The sequence below is a fragment of the Streptomyces sp. NBC_01352 genome (assembly GCF_036237295.1).
GTDB classification, from domain to species: domain Bacteria; phylum Actinomycetota; class Actinomycetes; order Streptomycetales; family Streptomycetaceae; genus Streptomyces; species Streptomyces plumbiresistens.
Window position 1 is genome coordinate 9100788 of the sequence record NZ_CP108354.1, and the last position, 9443, is coordinate 9110230.

General features: G+C 71.0%; 11 protein-coding genes. 4 read left to right on the forward strand and 7 right to left on the reverse strand.

Going from position 1 to position 9443, the window contains the following annotated elements:
- The first annotated feature begins 90 nt into the window (after window positions 1-90).
- Complete coding sequence (locus tag OG252_RS41770) at window positions 91-582, forward strand: hypothetical protein (protein WP_329342717.1); 492 nt, start codon at window positions 91-93, stop codon at window positions 580-582.
- 42 nt (window positions 583-624) lie between these two features.
- Here OG252_RS41770 and OG252_RS41775 read toward each other — a convergent pair whose 3' ends face one another.
- Both OG252_RS41775 and OG252_RS41780 read right to left on the reverse strand, forming a co-directional pair.
- Window positions 625-1110 carry a hypothetical protein gene (locus OG252_RS41775; RefSeq protein ID WP_266443491.1) on the reverse strand — a complete coding sequence of 162 codons (486 nt, stop codon included), beginning with the start codon at window positions 1108-1110 and terminating at the stop codon, window positions 625-627.
- A gap of 150 nt (window positions 1111-1260) precedes the next feature.
- Window positions 1261-1773 carry a DinB family protein gene (locus OG252_RS41780; protein WP_329342719.1) on the reverse strand — a complete coding sequence of 171 codons (513 nt, stop codon included), beginning with the start codon at window positions 1771-1773 and terminating at the stop codon, window positions 1261-1263.
- A gap of 126 nt (window positions 1774-1899) precedes the next feature.
- On the opposite strand from OG252_RS41780, the gene OG252_RS41785 reads away from it, so the two are divergent.
- Entirely contained in the window at window positions 1900-2805 is a 906-nt protein-coding gene (locus tag OG252_RS41785) for a Gfo/Idh/MocA family protein (RefSeq protein ID WP_266443496.1), read from the forward strand.
- Here the strand turns inward: OG252_RS41785 and lnt are convergent.
- Together lnt and OG252_RS41795 are read right to left on the reverse strand one after the other, a co-directional pair.
- Window positions 2729-4294 carry an apolipoprotein N-acyltransferase gene (gene lnt, locus OG252_RS41790; RefSeq protein ID WP_329342721.1) on the reverse strand — a complete coding sequence of 522 codons (1566 nt, stop codon included), beginning with the start codon at window positions 4292-4294 and terminating at the stop codon, window positions 2729-2731. The two genes, OG252_RS41785 and lnt, sit on opposite strands and share 77 nt — an antisense overlap.
- A gap of 71 nt (window positions 4295-4365) precedes the next feature.
- On the reverse strand, window positions 4366-4851 hold the full coding sequence (locus OG252_RS41795; protein WP_329342722.1) for a nuclear transport factor 2 family protein: 486 nt from the start codon (window positions 4849-4851) through the stop codon (window positions 4366-4368).
- A 116-nt stretch (window positions 4852-4967) separates the two neighbouring features.
- On the opposite strand from OG252_RS41795, the gene OG252_RS41800 reads away from it, so the two are divergent.
- Entirely contained in the window at window positions 4968-6083 is a 1116-nt protein-coding gene (locus OG252_RS41800) for an AI-2E family transporter (protein WP_266443505.1), read from the forward strand.
- A 91-nt stretch (window positions 6084-6174) separates the two neighbouring features.
- Here the strand turns inward: OG252_RS41800 and OG252_RS41805 are convergent, their stop codons facing one another.
- The 3 genes from OG252_RS41805 to OG252_RS41815 form a co-directional block, all read right to left on the reverse strand.
- The gene (locus OG252_RS41805; protein WP_266443507.1) at window positions 6175-6354 is read right to left on the reverse strand and encodes a hypothetical protein; all 180 of its coding nucleotides are present in this window, start codon (window positions 6352-6354) and stop codon (window positions 6175-6177) included.
- Window positions 6355-6437: 83 nt separating this feature from the next.
- Window positions 6438-7313 (reverse strand): undecaprenyl-diphosphate phosphatase, encoded by an 876-nt coding sequence (locus OG252_RS41810; protein ID WP_266443510.1) that lies wholly within the window; start codon window positions 7311-7313, stop codon window positions 6438-6440.
- A gap of 366 nt (window positions 7314-7679) precedes the next feature.
- Window positions 7680-8150: a winged helix-turn-helix transcriptional regulator gene (locus OG252_RS41815; protein WP_266443511.1), complete on the reverse strand. Its 471-nt coding sequence runs from the start codon at window positions 8148-8150 to the stop codon at window positions 7680-7682.
- 106 nt (window positions 8151-8256) lie between these two features.
- Here OG252_RS41815 and OG252_RS41820 point away from each other — a divergent pair, with 106 nt between their 5' ends.
- Entirely contained in the window at window positions 8257-9426 is a 1170-nt protein-coding gene (locus OG252_RS41820) for a thiolase family protein (RefSeq protein ID WP_329342725.1), read from the forward strand.
- Window positions 9427-9443: the final 17 nt, after the last annotated feature.

The window sequence follows — 9443 nt, forward strand, 5'->3', positions numbered from 1 at the left end:
CCCCGAACCGGCCCGGTGCCGCCTGCCCGTGATTGTCGGTGGCGGCGGTTAGCGTCGGCAGGGACAGTCGGCGAGGGTGCGGAGGACGCGGTGGCGGAGCGACAGGAGCAGGCGGCCGTGGATGCGGTGATGACGCGGATCGGGCAGATCGTGATGCTGCATCACGCGGGGGACCGCGAGGAGGCCCGGCAGCGCTTCCTGAGCCTGTGGGCGGAGCTCGGTGAGGACGGCGACCCCTTGCACCGCTGCACGCTGGCCCACTACATGGCCGACACCCAGGACGACCCTTTCGACGAACTCGCCTGGGACCTGAGAGCGCTGACGGCCGCGGAGGAACTGACGGACGACCGGCTCCGCGCACACGAAGGGGCACTCGCGGTGCGCGCGCTGTACCCGTCGCTGCACCTGAACCTGGCCGCGGACTATGTGAAGCTCGGCCGCACGGAGGCCGCCCGCACCCATCTGCGCCGGGCGCGGGGAGCGTCCGACGCACTGGCCGACGACGGCTACGGGGACGGGGTGCGGGGCGCGATCAGCAGACTCGCGCTGCGGCTCGGCGAAGGGGACGCCTCCCGCGAGTGAGCGGGCGGGCCGCCCCGACCCCGGCCGGAGCGCCGTCGGCGGTCACCGCCCGTACGTCTGCTCGCAGATCACCGCCTCCGGGCTGTCCGCCCGCCAGCCGCCGTACTGCCTGCCCAGGGCACAGACGTCCTTCGCGTCCTTGGGGACGGCCTTGGCCACGTCGGGGAGCTCGACGGGCGGCTTCCCGTGGCGTCCGGCCTCGGGGCGGCGGGGTTCGGGATGCGCCGGATGTACCGGGTGGGAGCCTGGCGGCCGCTCGTGCGCCTGCGGCGGGGTCGAGGAGGCGCCGCCGTGCGGCGGCGCCGCTGTCGGGTCCGGGCGCCGGGACGGGCCGATCATCTCCAGGGCCTCGCGGACCGGCGCCTGCACGATCTGCGGCTCCGACTGCCCGCCCTGCCGGGGCGCCGACGGCTGGGACGGCGGTGCCGGCGGGCCGGACACGAGCGGGCGCTGGACCGTCACACAGCCGGAGAGGGCCGAGACAGCCACGGTGACCAGGAGCGTTGCGGTGGTCGTCGTTCGATGCACCCGCGCAACTCTGCTGGCTCCGGGGGCCTTTGGACAGCGGACAAGCGGAGGTTGCCCCGCACGGGTGATCTCCGGCCTCGTACGAGGGGGCAGCTCGGCGGTGGCTGACGGACGCACCGCGGGGCCTCGGACAGGTCCCCGCCGCCGGTCTCAGTCTCCCGTCGCGCCGTCGATGCGTTCGCGCAGCAGGTCGGCGTGGCCGTTGTGGCGGGCGTACTCCTCGATCATGTGCGTGTGGATCCAGCGCAGGCTGAACGGCTCGTCGGTGAACCGGCTCTTGCCGCGCGAGAGTTCGTCCAGGCCGAAGCCGGCGGCATTGCGCCGGGCGATCTCGATCTCGGCCTGCCAGGAGCCGTGCGCCTCCTTCCAGGTGTCCGCGTCGGTGAGATGGAACTCGCCGTCCCGGTCGTCCTCGGTGTAGTAGATCGGCCCCGGATCGTCGCCCACCAGCACCTTGCGGAACCAGCCCCGCTCGACCTCCGCCATGTGCCGCACCAGGCCCATCAGGGACAGTTCGGACGGTTGTGCCGAGGCGGTCCTGAGCTGGGCGTCGGTCAGGCCCTCGCACTTCCACGCCAGGGTCTGGCGGTGGTAGTCCAGCCAGCCCTCCAGCATGGTGCGCTCGTCGGCGTTCTGGGCGGGTTCGCTGCGCTGCGTCGTCATGGACGCATCGTCGTCCACCGCGCCCGGCCCCACCATGGGTTTTCGACCAACCGACCGACCGGCGGCCGCCGCGGCGGCCGTATGCTTCCGGCATGACCCCGGCAGGCAACCGCTGAAGGAGACCCCGTGAAGGTCGGCTGCATCGGACTCGGTGACATCGCGCAGAAGGCGTATCTGCCGGTGCTCGGCGGCCGCCCCGGGCTCGAGCTGCACCTCCAGACCCGCACTCCGGCGACGCTCGCCCGGGTCGCCGACGGCCTCCACCTCCCCGAGGAGCAGCGCCACACCGACCTGGACTCCCTCCTCGGCCAGGACCTCGACGCCGCCTTCGTGCACGCGCCGACCACCGTGCACCCCGACATCGTGACGCGGCTGCTGGAGGCGGGCGTGCCGACCTACGTCGACAAGCCGCTGGCGTACGAACTGGCCGACTCGGTGCGGCTGGTGGAACTCGCCGAGCAGCGGAACGTGAGCCTGGCCGTCGGCTTCAACCGGCGCTATGCCCCCGGGTACGCGCAGTGCGCCGATCACCCGCGCGAGCTGATCCTCATGCAGAAGAACCGGATCGGGCTCCCGGAGGAGCCGCGCGCGATGATCCTGGACGACTTCATCCACGTCGTGGACACCCTGCGCTTCCTCGTGCCCGGCCCCATCGACGACGTGACCGTGCGCGCCCGCACTCGGAACGGACTGCTGCACCACGTCGTGCTCCAGCTCGCCGGGGACGGCTTCACCGCGCTCGGTGTGATGAACCGGCTCAGCGGCTCGGCCGAGGAGATCCTGGAGGTGTCCGGGCAGGACACCAAGCGTCAGGTGGTCAACCTCGCCGAGGTGATCGACCACAAGGGCCAGCCGACCGTGCGGCGGCGCGGCGACTGGGTGCCGGTGGCCCGGCAGCGCGGCATCGAGCAGGTGGTGTTCGCCTTCCTGGACGCCGTGCGCGCGGGCAAGGTGCTCAGCGCCCGGGACGCGCTGGCGACTCACGAACTGTGCGAGCGGGTGGTACGCGCGGTTCAGGAGACGGGCGCCTGACCCGCAGTGTCCGTAGGCCCTCGGCGAAGCCCCACAGACCGAGGATCAACAGGGCCGCCCGTACCGCCCAGTCGCCGTAGCGGACGTACGGCGTGACGCCGTCGGCCAGCGGCACCTCGTACACCTCGCTCGTGCTCGCGCTCGTGCCGAGCCACTCCCCGATGCGCTGTCCGCTCGCGCCGTAGACGGCGGACACGCCGGTCAGCGTCGCGTGGACCATCGGGCGGCCGGTCTCCGCGGCGCGCAACGCGGCCAGCGAGGCGTGCTGTTCGGGGGCCCAGCTCTGCTGGAAGGTCGAGGTCGCGGACTGACCGATCAGCACGTCGGCGCCGTCCTCGGTGAGATGGCGGGTCATGTCGGGGAAGGCGGTCTCGAAACACACCATCGGGCCGAACCGCAGCCCGTTCCCGGCGTCCATCACCACCTGCTCGGAACCCTTCCTGCGGTCCTCGCCCGCCGCCTCGCCCACCGAGGTCGCCCAGCCGAGCAGCGAGCGGGCCGGGATGTACTCGCCGAAGGGGACGAGCCGCATCTTGTCGTAGCGGTCGCCGGTGAGGCCGTCCGGCCCGACCAGGATCGAACTCTTGTAGATGCCGGGCTTGTCGGAGCGCCGGGCGTCCACGTTGACCAGGATGTCGGCGCCCGTCGCGCGTGACAGCGCGGCGATCCTCCTCGCGAGGTCGGGCCGGGCGCCGAGGTCGTAGCCGACGCTGCTCTCGCCCCAGACGATCAGGTCGACGTCCTGTCCGACGAGCTCGCGGGTGAGCCGTTCCTCCTGGGCGAACCGCCGGTCGGGGCCCGCGACGACACCCGGCTGCACGACCGCGATCCTGGCCTGCCCGTCGACGTCGGGGCGCGGCGACCACACCCAGGCCGCCGAGGTGACCGCCGCCGTGGCGACGAGCCCGGCCACGGCCGGCACCCGGGACGCACGGACCGTGACCAGCACGGCGACGGCGACATTGACGGCCACCACCAGGAGGCTGAGCAGCCACACCCCGCCCACCGAGGCCAGCCGCAGCGCCGGTTCCACCTGCCACTGACTGGCGCCGAGCACACCCCACGGGCCGCCGAGCCCCTGCCAGGAGCGGACCAGCTCGACCGCCAGCCAGCCCGAGGGCAGGACGAGCAGCGCCACCGCGATCCGGCCCCGGGAGGGCGTTCCCGCCAGGCAGCGGCGCACCAGTCGGCCCCACGGGGCCCACAGCGCGCCCAGCAGCGCGGCGATGACGAAGGTGAACACGTGCAGGTTCGGCAGCAGCCAGTGGTGCATCGCCAGCATGAAGCCGAACCCACCGCACCAGCCGTCGTACGCCGCCCGCTTCCCGGTCGGTGCCGAGCGGATCAGCACGATCCAGGGGACGAGGGCGACGTACGCGCACCACCACAGGGACGGGGCGGGAAAGGCGAGTACGGGCAGGGCGCCCGCCGCGACGGCGACGGTGGAGCGCCGCCACGGGGAGGTGAGCCAGTGGCCGAACGACTTCATACGGCACCTCCTACCCCGTGGGTCTCTCCAGTGTGCGTGCTGCCGTGGACGCCGGGACAGTGGACGTCGGCTCAGTTGATCACAGGTGCCGGCTGCGGGTCCGGCAGGCGTCGCCACTTCTCCTGGACCAGCACCTCACGCAGCCGCCAGCCGTCGTGGGTGCGCAGCAACGCGAAGGCGTACCGCCCGCCGCACACGAAATCGGGGACCGCCGGGGCGCCCTCGGAGTCGGCCAGGCGCATCGGATTCACGTAGTCGGCATGTACGTGGGCGGTGTCGCCGGTGTCCTGCTCCAGGAGGCCGAAGCGGACCCGGCGGTTCACGATCAGATGCTGCCGCATCGCGAACAGCCGCATGCTCTCCTCGAGCCAGGCGGCGACCTTCTCGGCGTCTCCCTCGATTCCGCCGGCCGAGCGGTAGTCCGCGCGCCCGTCGGGTGTGAACAGCCCTCGATACGCCTGCCAGTCGCCGTCGTCCACCGCCGTCGCGTAGTCGGTGATCAGTTCGTCGAGGGCCAGTCGGTCCATCACGGTCGCGAGCTCCACACGCTGCGTCATCGGCTCAGTGTTGGGCATGACGAGGTCGCAGCCAAGGGGGACGCGGTGACGAAGTCACCAACTCACTGTGACAGGCGGCGGCGAAGGGCGACCGGAGTACCAATAAGGTGATCCCCATGCCTGCCACGCTGAGTTCCACGAAGACCCGCGCCGCGTTGCGCACATCGGCGCGTGTCTCCGGGGAGGTGCTGCTGGTCCTTGTGATGCTCGCGGTGACCTTGTGGGTACTGGGCCGGATGTGGTCGGTGGTCTGGCCGCTCATAGTGGGCCTGCTCCTCACCACGCTGACCTGGCCCGTGGCGCGCTTCCTCCGCCGTCGCGGGTGGCGCCCCGCGCTGGCCGCGTCGGTGGTGACGGTGTCGTTCCTCGTGGTCGTCGGGGGCGTCGTGGCGCTGATCGCGGTGCCGGTGGCGTCCCAGTCCGGCGAGTTGACCGACGGCGTGGTCGAAGGCATCCAGAAGCTGCGTGAGTGGGCCGCCGGGCCGCCGTTGAACATCGAGGACGCCCAGATCACCAAGGCCGTCGACACCGCGGTCGCCCGCGCCCAGGACGGTCTCGGCAGCATGGTCGGCACCGTCGTCACGGGCGTGAGCACCGTGGTCAACGGCGTGGTCACCGCCGTCCTGGCGCTCTTCCTGATGTTCTTCTTCCTCAAGGACGGACCGCGGTTCCTGCCGTGGCTCGCCCGTCAGCTGCCCGGTCGGCTCGCCACCGACGTCCCGACCGTGGCCGCACGCAGCTGGGACACCCTGGGCGCGTTCGTGCGTTCCCAGGCGGCCGTCGGCCTGCTCGACGCCGTGCTGATCGGCCTCGGCCTGTGGATTGTGGGCGTGCCGCTGGTGCTTCCGCTGGCGGTGCTGACCTTCGTCTCCGCGTTCGTGCCGATCGTGGGCGCCCTGTTCGCCGGTTTCGTCGCGGTGCTCATCGCGCTGGTCTCGAACGGTCTGACGGACGCGCTGATCGTGCTGGCGATCATCATCGTGGTGCAGCAACTCGAGGGCAACGTGTTCCAGCCCATGATCCAGAGCCGCGGGCTCGGGCTCCACGCGGCGGTGATCCTGCTGGCCGTGACCCTGGGCGGCAATGTGGCGGGTATCGGGGGCAGCCTCATCGCCGTGCCGATCACCGCGCTGATCGCGGTGGTCTGGAACTACGTACGCGAGCAACTCAGCGACGCGCCGCAGGAGCCGGGGACCGGTGGTTCGCACACCGGTGACGTCGCCCCGACGTAGCGGGGATCGGCCGTATGCCCAGTGTGAGAGACGGCGACAACGACGAGCTCGGCCGAGTCACGCTTGGTCGATCACCGAGCAGGGCGTGTGTTCAGGCCGCCTCGACGACGGTGCCGCGGATCGCGGCCGCCCACTCGACGACCAACAGCTCGTACTCCGCACGCTCCTGGGCCGAGAGGGTGCCGCCCGCGCGCAGCCAGAGCGCGCGGATCTGCTCGTTCACCTCGGCGGCGGACCGCACGGCGGCAGAGGCCATGGAATCGGGGGACATGCGCACAAGCGTAGGCGCAAGCACTGACAGTCCGCTACCGGATGGCTACCCAACTCCTATGTGATTGCTCACGGGTGGCAGCGTCAGCCCGCCGACTCCGCCGCGTGCGGGCTGAGTACGCCCATGGTGACCAGGACGACGATCAGGATGCCGAGGGCGATGCGGTAGTACACGAACGGCATGAAGCTCTTGGTGGAAATAAACTTCATGAACCAGGCAATGACGGCATATCCGACCGCGAAGGCGATCACCGTCGCGAAGATGGTCGGTCCCCAGGAGACGTGGTCGCTCGCCATCGCGTCGTTGAGTTCGAACAGGCCGGAGGCGAGGACCGCGGGGATGGCTAGGAGGAAGGAGTAGCGGGCCGCGGCCTCGCGCTGGTAGCCCATGAAGAGGCCGCCGCTGATGGTGGCGCCGGAGCGGGAGACGCCCGGGATGAGGGCGCAGGCCTGGCAGAGGCCGTAGATCAGGCCGTCCTTGACGCTCAGGTCCTCGAGTGTCTTGCGCTGCTTGGCCGCGCGGTGCCGGCCGCCGTTCTCGTCGCGTGCCGCCAGCCGGTCGGCGATGCCGATGATCACGCCGACCACGATCAGCATCGTCGCTGTGATCCGCAGATCGCGGAACGGGCCCTCGATCTGGTCCTTGAGCGTCACTCCGAGCACGCCGATCGGGATCGAGCCGACGATGACCAGCCAGCCCATCTTGGCGTCGTGGTCGCCGCGCATCTGCTTGTTCACGAGCGAACGCGACCAGGCCGAGATGATCCGCCCGATGTCCTTGCGGAAGTAGATCAGTACGGCGGCCTCGGTGCCGATCTGGGTGATCGCCGTGAAGGCGGCGCCCGGGTCCTCCCAGCCCGAGAAGGCCGCCGTCAGGCGCAGGTGCGCGCTGGAGGAGACGGGGAGGAACTCGGTCAGCCCCTGGACGAGTCCGAGGATGAGGGATTCAAACCAAGACATGAAGTTACGGAGTCCAAGCGCTGATCGTGGTGAGGAGCGAGGGGCACGCCGAGCCACCGGGTGCGGTGATCGGAAGTGTCGAGGGGCAGCGTAGCGTCCTGAAGTGACGGCCCCGGCAGAGGGGTTTGAATGAGGCGGCCCGGGCTAGGGCCTGTCGCTTGGATCACGCCGCAGACGCGGGGTCTGGCACGCGCATCTGCCGCGTTGTCGTCGGTTGCCGACTCCCCCACGCTCGGCTGCGCTCGCGCGGGGGCGCCCCCATCGCGTCGACGCCCTCCTCCGACTTGCAGCTGCACGCACCAGACCCCGCTCACCGGCACTGAACAGCGCTGTCGATTTCCTGCGACCTGATCCAAACGACAGGCCCTAGGCGGCCGTCGGTCCGGCCACTGTCCAGCCCTCGGCCTGGGGGTGGGCCGTCAGGTCCTCGTGGCGGACCGTGTCGCCGCAGGCCCGGCAGGTGACGACCGGGGCGAGTTCGTGGCCGCAGGAGTGCTCGACCACCATCGGGCGGTCGTCATGCCGGTGCAGATGGCGGTCGCCCCACGCCATCAGGGTCATGAGGACCGGCTCCAGTTCGAGTCCCGCCTGCGTCGGCCGGTACTCGAAGCGCTGCGGCCGCTCGCTGTACGCCTTCTTCGTCAGGATCCCCGCGTCCACGAGCCGGCGCAGCCGGGTGGCGAGGATGTCGCGGGGGGCGCCGATGTTGCGCACCAGCTGGTCGAAGCGGCGGTTGCCGAGGCACACCTCGCGCAGGACCAGCAGGGAGTACTTCTCGCCGACGACGGCGAGGGTGTCGGCGATGGAGCAGGGGCGCGGGTCCTTGGTGGCGGCCATGGCGTTCAGTCTAGGGGAGGGTTTGAATTTCCAACTCCCGGGGCTATGGTGAGTTTGGATTTCCTACTCGCCGGTAGTCGCCGGCACTCAACGTGGAGGCCGCACCATGCGCGACGCAGTCATCGTCGAAGCCGTACGCACCCCCATAGGCAAGGGCAAGCCGGGCGGCGCCCTCGCGCACGTCCACCCCGTCGAACTCCTCGCCCACACCCTGCGCACCCTCGTCGAGCGCTCCGGCGTCGACCCGGCGCTGATCGACGACGTGATCGGCGGCACCGTCGACCAGGTCGGCGAGCAGGCCATGAACACCACCCGCTACGCAGTCCTGTCCGCGGGCTTCCCGGACACCGTCCCCGCGACCACAGTGGACCGCCAGTGCGGCTCCTCCCAGCAGGCCGTGCACTTCGCCGCGCAGGGCGTCATCTCCGGCGCGTACGACTTCGTCGTCGCCTGCGGTGTCGAGTCGATGAGCCGGGTCCCGATGTGGTCGAACGTGCCGGCCGGCAAGGACCCCTTCGGCCCCGGAGTCGCCGAGCGCTACCAGGAGGGCCTCGTCCCGCAGGGCATCAGCGCCGAGCTGATCGCCGCCAAGTGGTCGATCACGCGCGAGCAGATGGACGCCTTCGCGGTCTCCTCGCACCACAAGGCCGCCGCGGCCTGGGACGCGGGCCTGTTCGACGCCGAGGTCGCCCCCGTCGAGGGCGTCTCGCGCGACGAGTGCGTACGGCCGGGCAGCAGCACCGAGATCCTGGCCGGCCTGAAGCCCGCCTACCACGACCCGGCCTTCGCCGAGCGCTTCCCGCAGATCGAGTGGAACGTCACCGCGGGCAACGCCAGCCCGATCAACGACGGGGCGTCCGCCGTACTCATCACGTCCAGCGAGACCGCGGCCCGTCTCGGTCTGCGCCCGCTCGCCCGGCTGCACAGCTTCGCCGTCACCGGCTCCGACCCGATCCTCATGCTCACCGGCGTCATCCCGGCGACGGAGAAGGTGCTGCGCAAGGCCGGCCTGAACCTCGACGCCATCGACCTGTTCGAGGTCAACGAGGCGTTCTCGAGCGTGGTGCTCGCCTGGCGGCAGGAGACCGGCGCCGACCTCGACAAGGTCAACGTGCACGGCGGCGCGATCGCCCTCGGGCACCCGCTCGGCGCGAGCGGCACCCGGCTGACGACCACCCTCGTGCACGCGATGCGTGAGCGCGGTGCCCGCTATGCCCTGCAGACGATGTGCGAGGCGGGCGGGCTGGCCAACGCGATGATCCTGGAGTCCGTGTAAGGGCGTTACCGCAGCAG